12 protein-coding genes are annotated in these 13,687 nt (G+C 36.9%); 2 read left to right on the top strand and 10 right to left on the bottom strand.

Features of this window, described 5'->3' with window-relative positions; all coding sequences use genetic code 11:
• Window positions 1-30 precede the first annotated feature (30 nt).
• Both AC0UA9_RS10525 and AC0UA9_RS10520 read left to right on the top strand, forming a co-directional pair.
• Entirely contained in the window at window positions 31-540 is a 510-nt protein-coding gene (locus tag AC0UA9_RS10525; protein ID WP_475659824.1) for a DUF3087 family protein, read from the top strand.
• Between the two features lie 529 nt (window positions 541-1,069).
• Window positions 1,070-2,734, top strand: a complete 1,665-nt coding sequence (locus tag AC0UA9_RS10520) for a sulfatase-like hydrolase/transferase (protein WP_475659823.1) — start codon at window positions 1,070-1,072, stop codon at window positions 2,732-2,734.
• Window positions 2,735-3,098: 364 nt separating this feature from the next.
• On the opposite strand, the gene ttcA is transcribed toward AC0UA9_RS10520, so the two are convergent.
• The 10 genes from ttcA to AC0UA9_RS10470 all read right to left on the bottom strand — a co-directional run bounded on the left by ttcA (window position 3,099) and on the right by AC0UA9_RS10470 (window position 13,678).
• Window positions 3,099-3,995 carry a tRNA 2-thiocytidine(32) synthetase TtcA gene (gene ttcA / locus AC0UA9_RS10515; protein WP_475659822.1) on the bottom strand — a complete coding sequence of 299 codons (897 nt, stop codon included), beginning with the start codon at window positions 3,993-3,995 and terminating at the stop codon, window positions 3,099-3,101.
• Between the two features lie 223 nt (window positions 3,996-4,218).
• The gene (locus tag AC0UA9_RS10510) at window positions 4,219-6,048 is read right to left on the bottom strand and encodes a YfiR/HmsC family protein (RefSeq protein ID WP_475659821.1); all 1,830 of its coding nucleotides are present in this window, start codon (window positions 6,046-6,048) and stop codon (window positions 4,219-4,221) included.
• A gap of 265 nt (window positions 6,049-6,313) precedes the next feature.
• A complete protein-coding gene (uspE, locus tag AC0UA9_RS10505) occupies window positions 6,314-7,252 on the bottom strand; it encodes a universal stress protein UspE (RefSeq protein ID WP_475659820.1) in 939 nt (312 codons plus the stop codon).
• 285 nt (window positions 7,253-7,537) lie between these two features.
• On the bottom strand, window positions 7,538-8,254 hold the full coding sequence (fnr, locus tag AC0UA9_RS10500; protein ID WP_475659819.1) for a fumarate/nitrate reduction transcriptional regulator Fnr: 717 nt from the start codon (window positions 8,252-8,254) through the stop codon (window positions 7,538-7,540).
• A 78-nt stretch (window positions 8,255-8,332) separates the two neighbouring features.
• Entirely contained in the window at window positions 8,333-9,073 is a 741-nt protein-coding gene (locus AC0UA9_RS10495; protein WP_475659818.1) for a sulfite exporter TauE/SafE family protein, read from the bottom strand.
• On the bottom strand, window positions 9,074-9,313 hold the full coding sequence (gene ccoS, locus AC0UA9_RS10490; RefSeq protein ID WP_475659817.1) for a cbb3-type cytochrome oxidase assembly protein CcoS: 240 nt from the start codon (window positions 9,311-9,313) through the stop codon (window positions 9,074-9,076).
• Window positions 9,310-11,826: a heavy metal translocating P-type ATPase gene (locus tag AC0UA9_RS10485; protein ID WP_475659816.1), complete on the bottom strand. Its 2,517-nt coding sequence runs from the start codon at window positions 11,824-11,826 to the stop codon at window positions 9,310-9,312. Before AC0UA9_RS10485 ends, ccoS begins: the two co-directional genes overlap by 4 nt.
• A gap of 3 nt (window positions 11,827-11,829) precedes the next feature.
• Window positions 11,830-12,324: a FixH family protein gene (locus AC0UA9_RS10480; protein ID WP_475659815.1), complete on the bottom strand. Its 495-nt coding sequence runs from the start codon at window positions 12,322-12,324 to the stop codon at window positions 11,830-11,832.
• Window positions 12,325-12,507: 183 nt separating this feature from the next.
• Entirely contained in the window at window positions 12,508-13,479 is a 972-nt protein-coding gene (ccoP, locus tag AC0UA9_RS10475; RefSeq protein WP_475659813.1) for a cytochrome-c oxidase, cbb3-type subunit III, read from the bottom strand.
• On the bottom strand, window positions 13,472-13,678 hold the full coding sequence (locus tag AC0UA9_RS10470; RefSeq protein ID WP_475659812.1) for a cbb3-type cytochrome oxidase subunit 3: 207 nt from the start codon (window positions 13,676-13,678) through the stop codon (window positions 13,472-13,474). Before AC0UA9_RS10470 ends, ccoP begins: the two co-directional genes overlap by 8 nt.
• Between the last annotated feature and the right edge of the window lie 9 nt (window positions 13,679-13,687).

Genomic DNA, 13,687 nt, shown 5'->3' with positions numbered 1-13,687 from the left:
TTTATACTTTTTTTAAGGAATACGAACACAATGCAGTTAATTGAGATAGATAAAGCGCGTTATAGAAAACATTTAAATATTATTATTGGCAGCTTTATTGTGGCGTTATTACTACTAGCATTAATTTTTGGTCAATTACTTATTGCCGTTTTTGCGCAAGAAGGTGTCAGTAACTTTAAGTATAATTTACTGGGGGTTATTTTAGCGCTATCTGCCTGTGCGGCTGCTTTACACACGTTAAAGAGTAACGAGTTTTTTAAAGAAATATATTATGTTTGGCAAGTAAAACAATTACAAAACTTAATTTATCGCAAGTTAAAGAAAATAAAAGTAGGTGCAGCGAATGACGAGACTAATGCCTTAATTATATTGATTTTTTACTATCAAAGCCTAAAGCAAGTTTACCAGCTAGATGATAATACCTTAACAATAGCGAGCATAGAAACGAAGCTTAGTGATATTCAAACAACCATCGCCAACAAAAACTTAACGATTAACGCGACCCAGTTTAATAAAAAGTTGTTAGATGATTATCGTTAATTTACCTTGTAAACCTAGATACTGTGTGTAGAGCAAGTAACAAAGTATTGTATGGCTGTGGCTTCTTGTAGTAATGGCAGCAGCCCCGTTACAACAGTATTTTTTGTAAAATTGAACCTATATGATTCTCTTTCCTTGCCGTCCTCAGGGGGTTTCTATGTAAAGCCCATGTTTCATCCGTAAAGGCTTTTTTCTAGCAAGCACCAATATCAATATTGATTGAAGCAATGAATAAGCTGACTACCTAGCTTGATACAAACTTCTTATTAAAACGCGATACATATAAGTTGTGTTAAATCACAACGGTTTACTCTTCTACAGATAATTAATATGCTGCAGCCTCTACGGAGTGTGGGATTTAGTATTTATTTTAAAGCGTGATTTACCCCTTCTGGTTTGTTTTGCAACTGCAAGTAAAATATTTATAGCCTTGACAGATAATTATGATAAGGTTAAGTATGAATTATTATTTTACATATAAAATTTTATTAGGTTATGTGATGAGTAACAAGACGATGAAGGCAATATAATGACAATAAAAATATTAATTTTTTTAGGCGTTGTTTTAATGTTTGGCGGGACAGCTTGCAGCGGTGGCGATATTAAGACTAAACCAAGTCAAGGTGGCACCGAAAGGACAAATAAACCACTTAATGAAAATAATCGACCTAATGTTATTGTTATTTTGGCTGATGATATGCAAACAGGTATCACGGGTTACGAAGGTCACCCTGTCATTAAAACCCCTAATATTGATAAGTTAGCGGCAAACGGTACCGTGTTTACCAAAGGCTTCGCCACTAGCGCCGTTTGTATGCCTAGTCGTACTAGTTTATTAACGGGGTTATATGAAAGGCGCCACGGAGTTAATTTTAACTCTAACAGTAGTATGACAGAAAACGCATGGTCAAAAACCTACCCTATGCTATTAAAGTCTGCAGGTTATTTTGTTGGCTGGGTTGGTAAAAATCATACCCCTGTTGGAAAAAATGAGGCGGGGGAGTTGGGCTATAAAAGTGGAGTTATGGATAAAAGTTTTGATTATTGGTATGCCAGCCACGGTCATTTGAGTTTCTATCCAAAAAGTCGAAAAAAGCATGCCATCTTCAAAAATGCGCAAGCAGATACACAAATAGAAATTATTGAGGAAGGGGTAGAGAACTTCATGGAACCGAATGAAGCGTTCCAAGCGGGTTATGATTTTCTTGCTAGTCGCCCCAAAGACAAACCGTTTGCTTTATTAATTAATTTTAATGTACCTCATGCAAGCGGTACTGGCAGTATGCGATTACGCGATAGTGATTTAGCGCTTTACAAAACAGCCTATAGAGACAAATTAAGTGAGATAACAGTCCCTGAAACATACGTAGCAAGTAAAGACATAACAAAACCGAAACTACCGCTAGAAGTTTATAATGGTGAGTACCTTAAAAGTTATAATTATGTGAAAACACCCGATACCTTAAAGGAACGAAAAATCCGAGAAATACAAACGGTTTCTGGTATTGATAAATTATTAGGGAAGCTTGTTGGTAATTTAGAAAAACAAGGGATTGCAGATAATACCATTATTGTTTTTACGTCTGATCACGGTTTAATGCATGGGCAGTTTGGCTTAGGTGGTAAAGTACATTTATATGAACCATCTATTCGTATTCCTCTGGTAGTTTATGATCCTAGAATAAAGCATAAGAAAGTGGATAAAAGTCATGATCTTGTTGCACTTGTGGATATTGCACCGACATTACTGGATTTAACAAATACAGCAATACCTGACGACATGCAAGGGCACAGCTTAATGCCATTAATGCAAACTGATGAGGAAGGGCAAAGCCAGAATAAATGGCGTCAAGAAATATTTTTAGAAAATATGATGACAATCCAAAACTACCCTCGGATGGAAGGCATACGCACCCATAGGTGGAAATATATTCGCTACTTTGATAAGAAAAAGGATCAGTCCTACGCTGACATGAGTGTTGCATCGATTAATGGTGAACAGCCGATATATGAAGAATTATTTGATTTGGAAAATGATCCTCAAGAAATGAATAACCTAATAACAGAAAAGGCTCATGCTGACATTGCGCAATACTTGCGTGATAAAAATGCAGGGTTAGTTAAAAGATATCGCGGAGATAAGCCATTTAATACCTATATTGGCAAAGAAGAAATTGCAGCGAAGCCTCAATAAAGAGCAAACAATAAAACTCAATAATCAATCTTAGTAAAAGGAGAAAGTCTAACGTTATGCCCAGATATCGCAAAGTTAAGCTGTGGCTCAGTGGGTACTCACCTTTTGCCGCCAACACTACTTGTATAACAGGGTAATGCTGTGCAATTGATAATGAATCATCCGCTGCTTAGTTTTTCATTACTGAACTGAACTGAACTGAACTGAACTGAATTGAACTAAATAGTACAATAGTACAGAATAAAACTTTGGTTTAGTTAGATAAAGTACAAGTAGCATTTTGGCAAAATATAAAGCTACTTGTACCTGTTTAAATTAATTAAGATTAAAACAGCCCTTTAACGTTAAGAAACTCCACGGAAGGTTAGGAAGCGTCAATAATTTCTATGTTTTTTACGTCAATTAAGTTGGATGACGAGATATCAGCCCCGCCAAACTCTTGCTCTTTTGCAGCCGCAGTTCTATCAAGGGTTAAGGTTGAAAAGTCATATAAACTTGTGTCTGAAAGCTGTGAAAGGCTGACACTTTGCGTGCTTTTAAACACACTTTCTACACGACCCGGCGACTCTTGGTCCCAAGTAGTTAGCATTTGTTTAATCTTCTTTCTCTGTAGGTTTTCTTGTGTGCCACAAAGATTACAAGGAATAATAGGGTAGTTATTCATCTTGGCCAATTGTGCAATATCTTTTTCTCTACAGTAGGCAAGTGGTCGAATGATGATGTTGCGTTTATCATCACTGAGTAGCTTTGGTGGCATGGCTTTTAACTTTGCATTGTTGAACATGTTCATCATTAATGTTTCAACAATATCGTCCATATGATGACCCAGTGCTATTTTAGTAGCGCCAATTTTTTCTGCAAAACCATACAATGAGCCTCTTCTAAGCCGTGAACATAAAGAACAGGTAGTTTTGCCTTCAGGAATTTTTGCTTTAACAACTGAATAGGTGTCTTTATCAACGATGTAATAGGGAATATTTAAAGACTCAAAATAGGCAGGTAATATTTCTTCAGGGAACCCTGGCTGTTTTTGGTCTAAATTTACCGCAATAATGTCAAAGTTGATCGGTGCTGATTTTTGCAACATGAGCAATAAATCTAGCATAGCAAAAGAATCTTTACCGCCACTGATTGCCGCCATAATGACATCAGACTCTTCAATCATCTTATAATCAAATATGGCCTTGCCTATACGGTTACGTAATTTTTTTTCTAATTTTTTTTGCTCAAAGTCAACGGTTGATTCTTTTGTATTTGCCATTGTTAATACTTAATAAATTAATCTGCTCGTTCATCAAAGAACGAAAATAGTTTTGCTATATTATCATGCTAACCAGTATTGTTAATCAACTTTAATTATTCATGCAATTATAACAACACACTGTGAGCAAAACACGGCTGTACTAATGACGATAAAATAGCAATAAAAAGGCCAGTGATTTCACTGGCCTTTTTAGCCTTGAGAGTAAAGGCTTTAGGTTAGCTTAAGGTAAGTTAATAGTTACCGTAGTACCTTTACCTTTAACACTGTCTATTGTTATATCGCCCGCTAATTTTTTCTTAATTAAATCGTAGGTCGTGCTCATGCCTAAACCAACATAGCCTCGCTCACTCTGGGTGGTAAAAAACGGGTCGAAAACTTGTTTTAACGTGTCTTTACTCATTCCTTGTCCATCATCAGCGTAGGTTATTGTAGCCCCGCCTTTAGCCCCTTTTTCAACGTTTAAAGTTATTTTGCCATTACCGTCATTATTAAAACCATGTTTGAGTGAGTTATTAATGAGGTTTAACAATATTAAGGCGATATAACTAGGGACTGACTTAATCGAGAGTTCTTTTTCGCCTGTATAGCTATAAACAATATCGCTTTGGCTAAATTCGAAAGCATATAAGCTTGCCATTCTTTGTATGTATGCAATGACATCAAAGCTTTGCATTTTAGTTTCATCTTGATCAGCGGCAATAAGGTTAAGATTGTTTAATAAAGTTAAAACAGGCTTAAGTGTTGCTGCGGTTTTAGTATCACCTGTTGAAGAAAATTGTGTTTGTAATTCCGATAATGATAAACCAGCGGCGTAGGTTGTATCGGTTGCGATGTAACCTAATGCAGCTAAGTTTTCTGATTTCACTAATTGACGGTTTCTAATAGCTAACAACTTATCACTTGCTGGGTCTTTTGCTACAGGTGTAACTGAAGTTATTTCTTTAGATTTTTTCCATAATAAGAAGGCAAAAGCGGCAGCAATGATCGCAATGAGTGCAAAAAGATAAAACAGTATTTTAAAATGAGATAGGGCATCATTGTCTTTGGTAACACTTGCTAATTTTTCTGCTGTATTCTTTGTTATTACTTTTTGTTGTTTAAGGTTTTCACTTAAATCAGCAATTAATTTATCTTGTGCCAATTTCTGCTCTTCTATTGCCTGTACATTAGCAATAGCTTCATCTGAAGTACTTGCTCCTTGGTTATTTACCTCAATTTGAGCTTTTAATTGTTTCTCTAGTTGTGCTAATTTTTTATCTTTGGCTTTAATCGCAGCGCTTTGTTTTTTATTTTCTTGCTGTACTTGTTGTAAGCGAGCAATCTCTTTTTGTAAATTCAGTTTATCTTGATCTAAGTTTTTATTACTGGCATTAAGTTGTTCTTTGCTTAGCGCTAACTCTTGCGTTAACTGATTTAAAGCAATGTCTTGCTCAGCTAGAGTGTTTTGTAGGGCTAACAGTTGTTTTGATTGCTGACTTTCTTGGATAAAACTCGGGCTGAAGGGGAGCTTTTCGTTGTTTTCTTTCATATCTAATAAATAAGAAAGCTGAGGAATAACGAGTTGCTGTTTTAGAATACTATCATCATTGATAGTACAGACAATGCGAGATTGTTGTTTATTGAAGGCGATATCAATCATTGATTTATGAGGCTCTCTACTGTCTTCAGTAATGATGAGCACGCTTGTGTTGTTAACATAACTATTTGCAGTTGTTAATGAGTTACGTTGACTGGCGGATAAATACAGAATATTAATATCTTTGACTTCATTAAAACTGGTAATTAAACGCACAACCAGATCTTTGCCATGAACTCCTTTATTTTCAAAAAACTCTTGAAAGTACTGAAATTTTTCGGTGTCTTTGTATACCCCAATTATGAATTTGGTTTCTCTTGCATCAGCTGGCCAGTTAATATGTGTGGCAAATTTGCTGACCAGTTTTGCTTGTTCTTGTTTAAGCGTTGTCGTTTGCGTCCAAGCTTGACCACTGAACCCGATCATAGTTATTAATATAAAAATTGAACTTAATTGTTTGAACATTGTTTTCATAAAATACCTTAGAAAAATTAGCCTAATATTGTAATTATTTTTCATATTGTTATTATTTTTTGCAGTTATTGAGTTTTAATAAGATAAGGAATTGTTTAGTGTCCAATCAAATTAACATTTATCTTATAAAATACAACAACTTTTTAAATATTTTATAAACCAATGTATTGATGTTAGACCCATCCTTGGCGTACGTTTATTTTTTGTAATTAAATGTCCTGTTAGTTAATTGATGTTAAATCTGCTAGGTTAAATCCCGTATTATTTACTGTAATGGCGAAATATAACCATCGGGTTTTATTGCCAGTACATCACAGTTTAGTTGATCTAACACGTGCTCTGCGGTATTACCAATTAAAGTGGCAGAAATACCAGTTCTCCCTATAGTACCCAAAATAACAAGCTCAGCATCTATTTTTACTGCTACTTGTTCTATTACGGTTTCAGGCAATCCTTCATCAACATGCGTGTTTGTAACGTTAATGTCAAATTTACTTGCATGAGTGGTCATTGCTTGTTCATGGTGCTTGCGCATGGTGTCGTTATATTCAGTAGAGTTAAACTCTGGTATTTCAATAGCAATATTAACGGGGGTGCCAGGAAAAGAATTGACTAAATGAACATTTCCTTGGATAAGGTGTGCTAATTGCTTGGCAGTATGTGTAATTTTACTGTTTAAAGAGTGATGCTCAGGCTCATCACTGCCAACATTTAGTGCAGCAAGTATGTTGCCATTTTTAGGCCAGTTATGATCTTTTACTAATAAAACAGGGCAGGGGCATTTACGCAATATATGCCAATCAGTGGGGGTAAATACAACTGACTTCAATTTGTCGTGCTGGCGTGTTCCTTTTATTAAAAGATCGTGCTCATTATTAATAACTTGATCAATTATTGCTTCAAAAGGACGGTTGTGCCAAACGACTAATTTACTAATATCAATACTAGGGTTTAAGTCATCTATCAGGCTTGTTAACCAAAGCTCTTTATCTTTAATAACTGATTGCCTCATCACATCACGCTCACCGCTTGAGAGAATTGTGGTCATTTCATAAGAGAAGTCAAAGATACTCATGAAAGCATGAACTTTGACCTGATTACCACTTGCTTTTATGCTTGTTGCTAAATCAATTGCTCTTTTTAATGCTTTTTGTTCGTCGGTTGACGGATCGATAACGACTAGAATATTCTGATAAGTATTCATGATACCCCTCTCTGTTGCTATATAGTATACCATTTTGCATAAGTTTGTAGACAAGGAGCATGGGGTAGAGGGCGGTGTACACTTAGGTGTAAACCAATGTCAATAAGCCTTTAAATCCTTGCTCAGTGAATACTTTCTTATACTAGACGGTATTGAGTAAACTTTAGTAAAGTCTTGTTTATATATATAGCAAAAATGAGGAGTTAATGCTTGTTTTATATTAAATATTTGTGATGTAAGCGATAATAATTACTAGCGAAAAAGTGATGACAGTTGCTATAAGTGTTAGCCTTTGGCGCATTCAATCAGTTCATCAATTTTATTTATGATAATTAATTTACCATCAACGCTTATTAAGCCGCTTTTATGGAAACGATTGAGTAAACGGCTTATTGTTTCAACTGTAAGACCAATATAATTCCCAATATCACTACGGGTCATGGTAAGACGAAATTCAGAAGCTGATAAGCCTCTCGCATGATAACGGTCACTTAAAGTGACTAAAAAAGTTGCCACGCGCTGTTCCGCGTTTTTTCTATTTAATAATGTAAGCATTTCTTGGTCGGTACGGATTTCGTTGCTCATTAAGCGTAATACTTGTTTCTTCAACTTTGGCATAGTGTTAGAGAGTGTATCTAAATTCTCGTAAGGAATTTCACAAATCATTGAAGTTTCTAATGCTTGAGCAAAACTTTTGTGTTCGGCATTTGCGATAGCGTCAAAACCGAGTAGATCACCGGCTAAATGAAAACCAGTGATTTGTTCTTCACCTTGTTCATTGACGGTAAATGTTTTAAAAGTACCTGAGCGAATTGCATAGAGCGCATGCATTTCTTGGCCGTCAGTATAAAGTTTGTCACCTTTGTGAAAAGGACGTTTACGGTCAATTATATCATCAAGTGTTGTTAGCTCTTGATCATTTAACGTAAAAGGAAGGCAAAGTTCACTAATACTACAGTTTTGGCAATTAATATGTTGTGCACTCGTATTATTATTTGACATGCGTTACTCAGTTATTTAGATAGTAATAGATCAGAGCTGTTAGGCTTTTATACTATTTCTTAAGACAAGTCTATGGTATTAGAACAGTTGTTGATATGCAACAATAAAACTATAAATGCCAAAGGATATTAATAGCAAAGCCATCACTTTTTTAAATAAAGGCTTTACTAACATAGTTTTTATGCGTTGAAACCCAATAGATAGTGTTAATAACGCCGGTAAAGTGCCCAAGCCAAAGAAAAACATGATGCTTGCTCCGGTGAGTGTACTACCACTAGCTAGTGCCCAAGTTAACGTTGAATAAACTAAACCGCAGGGCAGCCAACCCCAAATAGCACCAAGGGTCAATGCTTTAAGTGGAGAGTTTACCGGAATAGCCTTGCTAGCAAGTGGTGAAATAAAACGCCACAAATGTTTGCCTAAAGCTTCTATCCGGTTTAACCACATGAGCCATTGGCCAAGATATAAACCAAGTAAAATCATAAAAGTAGCTGAAACTAAACGTAGGCCAACCAAGGGCATACCAATATTTTTTGCTGCAATCGACCCAGTAAAACCAACAATAGCACCAATAAAAGCGTAAGTGCTAATACGGCCAATGTTGTAAAGGATCACCAAAGTAGCTTGGTGATTAGCGATAGATGGAACGACCACAACTTGGTTATTAACGGGTATTTGCTGTTGGTTATATTTATCTTTAGATTGCGCTGATGGTGGTAGGGCAGAGGTTAGCATAGTAGTGATACCACCACACATTGCAATACAATGCCCGGAGCCAAGTAAACCTATGATAAAGGCAGAAAATAAATCTAAGGTCATTTATTTATCTGCTTGCTTTTTATGCTGCGCTACAGGCTGTTGTTCCGTATCATTTAATATGGCTTCACTAGGCTTATTTTCTTCAGCAGGATCTTGTACGTCTTTATCATCAAACAGAATACTCATGCCTTGCTTTTCAAGATCATCAAACTGTTCAGATTTCACAGCCCAAAAAAACAAATAAATCCCTAATGTAGTAAGTAATATAGCAATAGGAATTAAAATATAAATAATACTCACTTGGTTGCTCCAGTAGGTTGAGTGTTATTTTTCAGCAAGCGGAGCGAGTTAGTTATCACTAAAATAGAACTGACTGACATACCAATAACAGCCATGTAAGGTGTGATAAAACCAGCAACAGCTAAGGGTAATATAATAGCGTTATAGCCAAAAGCCCATAAGTAATTTTGAAATATAATACGTTTAGTTTTGATTGAAGTATAAATTAAGTTATTGATGCTGCTAAGTTTGTTGTTTAATAAAATAACATCAGCACCACTTTTAGCGATATCGGTACCACAGCCCATCGCCATAGAAACATGCGCCGCACCAAAAACAGGTGAGTCGTTTACCCCATCACCAACCATAGCAACGGTTATGTTATTTTTTTGTTTGTCTTTAATGGTGTTCATTTTGTCTGTCGCGCTTAAGTTGCCATAACATTGCGATATTGACAACACTTGCCCTACATCGTTACAGGCACTTTGGTTGTCGCCTGAAAGTATGAGTGTTTTATGGTTAATATTAAGGTGATTAATCAACTCACTTGCATCCTCTCTTAATTTATCTGCAAGAGAAAAAGCAGCGATTAATTGGTTGTCACAAACGAGTACGCAAGAAACGCTTAAAAGCGACTGATAAAGCTTGTCTGATACTGATACTGTCTGCGCATTAGTGTCCTTTGCTAAGGTTTGAGCTACTCGGTTATCTGATGTTAGCAACCAACTGGCTTTACCTATTTTATAAGGTTTACCATTAACGACGCCACTTACGCCTTGTCCAGATTGAACGGTTATCGCCTGTGTTGTTAAATCAAAGCGTCTGTGTTGCATAAAAGCTTTAGCTAAAGGGTGCTCAGAGTGTGACTCTAATGCAGCAGCGATAGCTAAAATTTGGCTTTCATTATAGTCACTATTATAAACAACAACCTTGTCTAGAGAAAACTCACCTGTGGTTAAGGTGCCTGTTTTGTCAAAGGCAAAACAATTAATGTTGGGCATAGTCTCCATTACGTGTGCTGACTTTATCATGATTCCATCACGATTTAACCGAGTGGTAGCACAGGTTAAAGCGGTTGGTGTCGCTAAGGATAAAGCACAAGGACAAGTAGCGACTAATACTGATAAGGTAATCCAAAAAGCCTCTTCTGGTAAATGTTGCTGCCAATAAATAGCAGTACCAATAGCGGTCATTAAAATAATAGCAACAAAATATTGTGCGACTTTGTCTGAAAAACGCGCCAGCTTCGGTTTATGCGCTTGAGATTGTTCACTCAGGCGAATTAATTGACTTAAAAACGAGTCATTACTTGGTTTTTTTACTTGTATGTTTAGGTTGCCATCACCATTAATGGTGCCTGCGAAAACAGCATCATTGGTATTTTTAGTAACAGGTTTTTGTTCCCCAGATAACATGGCTTCATTAATTTGACTGCTGCCGCTTATAATCATGCCGTCAGCAGGTATTACTTCACCTGGCTTAACTAGCACTATGTCACCTTTAACGAGTTGTTTGGCGGCAACAAGCGTTTCATTATTGGCGGTTGTTGATAGTTGTATGCCTGCGTGACCTATTTTTATTGCTGTCATTGGCATCAGCTTCAATAAATTTGCTGATACTTGTGCTGCATGAGAACGAGCACGAAACTCTAAAAATTTGCCAATAAGTAATAAGAAGGTAAACATCGATACCGCTTCGAAGTACACCTCGCCTTGTTCTGTGATGGTCGCCCACACGCTCGCACTAAACGCAAGAATTATAGCAATGGAAACAGGAACATCCATCGATAATCGTTTCACCTTTAAGGCATTTATGGCTCCAGTATAAAAAGGAAATGCGCCGTATAAAATAATGGGAGTCGCCAAAATAAAGCTAACCCAACGCATATACACCTTAATGTCTTCAGACATATCAGTGAAGGCACCAAAATATAACCCAACAGCGATCATCATCACTTGCATCATTAAAATGCCACTGATACCTAAACGTTTGATAAATACTTTACTGGTCGCTTTATTTCGTTGTTCTACTTCATTGGCTTTAAAGGGGAGGGCTTGATAGCCAATTTTTTCTATTGCGTTAAGTATTTCGCTAAGTTGCACGGTCTTATCATGCCATTTAACTGTGGCTCGCTGCGTAGTCGCGTTTACCGAGACGTTTTCAACACCTTTAATTTTAGTTAATTGCATTTCAATTAACCATGCACAAGCGGCGCAACTAATACCGTCAATAGTTAATATTGCTTCCTTTGACTCATTTTCATGATAAATAAATTCACTTTGGAGTATTTCTTCATCTAACAACTTGTGCTTTTGTTGTTGAATTATTTTGAGATCGTCAGGCACGAGCTCAGCGCCTCTTTGCGCAGGCTCAGTTCTAAATTGATAGTATTGAGTTAGATTGTTATCAACGATAGCTTGTGCTACAGCTTGGCAACCTATACAACACATCGGTTGTTGTTTTTTGTTAATAGTAACGTAAAGGCTGATACCCTGAGGAATCGCTTCGTTACAATGAAAACATGAAGTAGGCATGGTTTACTGTGCTTTAGTAGGGTCTGGGATGAGGTTAATAAAGTTAGCTTGTGGCAGGCTAATGGTGTCTTGTATTTTCCAAGAGTCTTCAAATGGGGTTATTGTTACTTTCCACTTCCCTGAGATATGAGTATCGAAGGTATGTCTGAAGTAGCCGTTGCCATCTGGCGTTAACGCTAAGTAAAAATCTTTGTTTTCAAGAGTCGGGTGGAAAAAATTAACATTGAGTAATGGAAATACTTTTTCAATGCCTGTTGGCTTAATGACGAGCTTGTTATCAGAAAGTTGTAGCGCAAAACGCATCCCTAGTTTTTGTGCTCGTTTAACTTTAGCAACTTGTAAGTTAATGGCTTTCCCTGTTTTATAATAATCACCCACAACAAGTGGGTCTGGGCTGGTATTAGCAATAATATAAGTGCCAATACCAGCAACAACGGCAGTAAACGGGAGGATAAAAACTAACCAAGCCCAAGGCTCACGATACCAAGATGTTTTCATAATAGGTGCTATTTTTTAATAAGGTAAAATTAGTACTATTATAGCGTTTTTATAGGCGTTCAGCCAGCTTTCTTTATTAGATGATAAGAATAAAAAACCCTAGTTAACAATGTGTTAGCTAGGGTTGATTATAATTCATATCGATTGTTACAAAGGTAACAACTCTCTTAGAGTATTTGTCTTTTAATCTTGCGAAAGAGAGAAGACATAAGCACTTATTACATGCACTTTCTCTTCACCTAAAATATCTTTCCAAGGAGGCATAACACCAGCACGGCCGTTACGAATTGATTCTTCAATAGCACGTTGTGAGCCGCCATATAGCCAGATGTTGTCAGCTAGGTTTGGCGCGCCCATGGGTAAACCTAAGGCTAAACTTCCTTGTCCTTCGCTACCATGACAGCTTGCACAAAGGGCATATTTTTCTTTACCCGCTTTGGCTAGATCAGGGTTAACTGAGCGACCACTTAAGCTAATAACATAAGCGGCAACTTCTTTAACACCTTGTTCGCCACCTAACGCACTTTCCCAAGCGATCATACCGGAAGCTATTCGGCCATCCATAATACTCTCTTTGATTTTTTCAGGTGTACCACCATACAACCAGTCTTTATCAGCTAGGTTAGGAAAGCCGGTTGTACCGTGCGCATCAGAGCCGTGACATTGTGCACAGTTTTGAATAAATAAACGTTGACCTACTTTCAATGCTTCAGCATCGGTTGATAAGTCTTCGATTGTACGGGCAGCGTAAGCTGAAAATATTGGGCCGTACTTAGCATCCGCTTGTGCCACTTCACGGTCATATTGTACTAATACCCCTGAATCTTTCTCTAAATATTTTAAGGTTTTAGCTTTTGATTCAGCAATGTTCAAAATGCCTTGGTTAGAGCTTTTCCAGCCCAATAAGCCGGTCCAATTACCTAAACCGTACATAGCAATATAAACAAAAGCCCAAGCAATCGTTAATAAGAAAAACGTACTCCACCATTTCGGTAAAGGGTTATTTAATTCTGTGATGCCATCGAAAGTGTGCCCCATGGCTTCACCTTCTTTAACACCTGTGAAGTTCTTTAAGCACCAACGTAGTAGTAAATAGTAACCTACTAGTGACCCTAGGGTTAGAACCCAAACCCAAATATTCCAGAAGCTAGACATTTTTATTCGTCTCCTGTTTGCTATCTGTATTAAGATGACTTGCTTTATTATCTTTGTTGCTTTGTTCTTCTGCAAAAATCGAATTTGCTACTTCATCAAATGAAGACTTACGTTTTTTAGAATATGACCAAGCAACAATAATAATAAATAACGCCAATATAAGAAGGGCAAATAACCCTCGAAGTGTTCCGTAATCCATAGCGTTTAG

Source organism: Colwellia sp. F1, from assembly GCF_056238625.1.
The sequence above is the reverse complement of the archived record's forward strand: the minus strand, read 5'-3'. Positions and strand labels throughout refer to the sequence as shown.

Bases quoted from the DNA above. Each gene is read 5' to 3' on its own strand.
- AC0UA9_RS10510 (WP_475659821.1), bottom strand. From the start codon at position 6,048: ATGAAAACAATGTTCAAACAATTAAGTTCAATTTTTATATTAATAACT.
- AC0UA9_RS10485 (WP_475659816.1), bottom strand. From the start codon at position 11,826: ATGCCTACTTCATGTTTTCATTGTAACGAAGCGATTCCTCAGGGTATC.
- uspE (WP_475659820.1), bottom strand. From the start codon at position 7,252: ATGAATACTTATCAGAATATTCTAGTCGTTATCGATCCGTCAACCGAC.
- AC0UA9_RS10495 (WP_475659818.1), bottom strand. From the start codon at position 9,073: ATGACCTTAGATTTATTTTCTGCCTTTATCATAGGTTTACTTGGCTCC.
- AC0UA9_RS10520 (WP_475659823.1), top strand. From the start codon at position 1,070: ATGACAATAAAAATATTAATTTTTTTAGGCGTTGTTTTAATGTTTGGC.
- ttcA (WP_475659822.1), bottom strand. From the start codon at position 3,995: ATGGCAAATACAAAAGAATCAACCGTTGACTTTGAGCAAAAAAAATTA.
- AC0UA9_RS10470 (WP_475659812.1), bottom strand. From the start codon at position 13,678: ATGGATTACGGAACACTTCGAGGGTTATTTGCCCTTCTTATATTGGCG.
- AC0UA9_RS10480 (WP_475659815.1), bottom strand. From the start codon at position 12,324: ATGAAAACATCTTGGTATCGTGAGCCTTGGGCTTGGTTAGTTTTTATC.
- fnr (WP_475659819.1), bottom strand. From the start codon at position 8,254: ATGTCAAATAATAATACGAGTGCACAACATATTAATTGCCAAAACTGT.
- AC0UA9_RS10525 (WP_475659824.1), top strand. From the start codon at position 31: ATGCAGTTAATTGAGATAGATAAAGCGCGTTATAGAAAACATTTAAAT.
- ccoP (WP_475659813.1), bottom strand. From the start codon at position 13,479: ATGTCTAGCTTCTGGAATATTTGGGTTTGGGTTCTAACCCTAGGGTCA.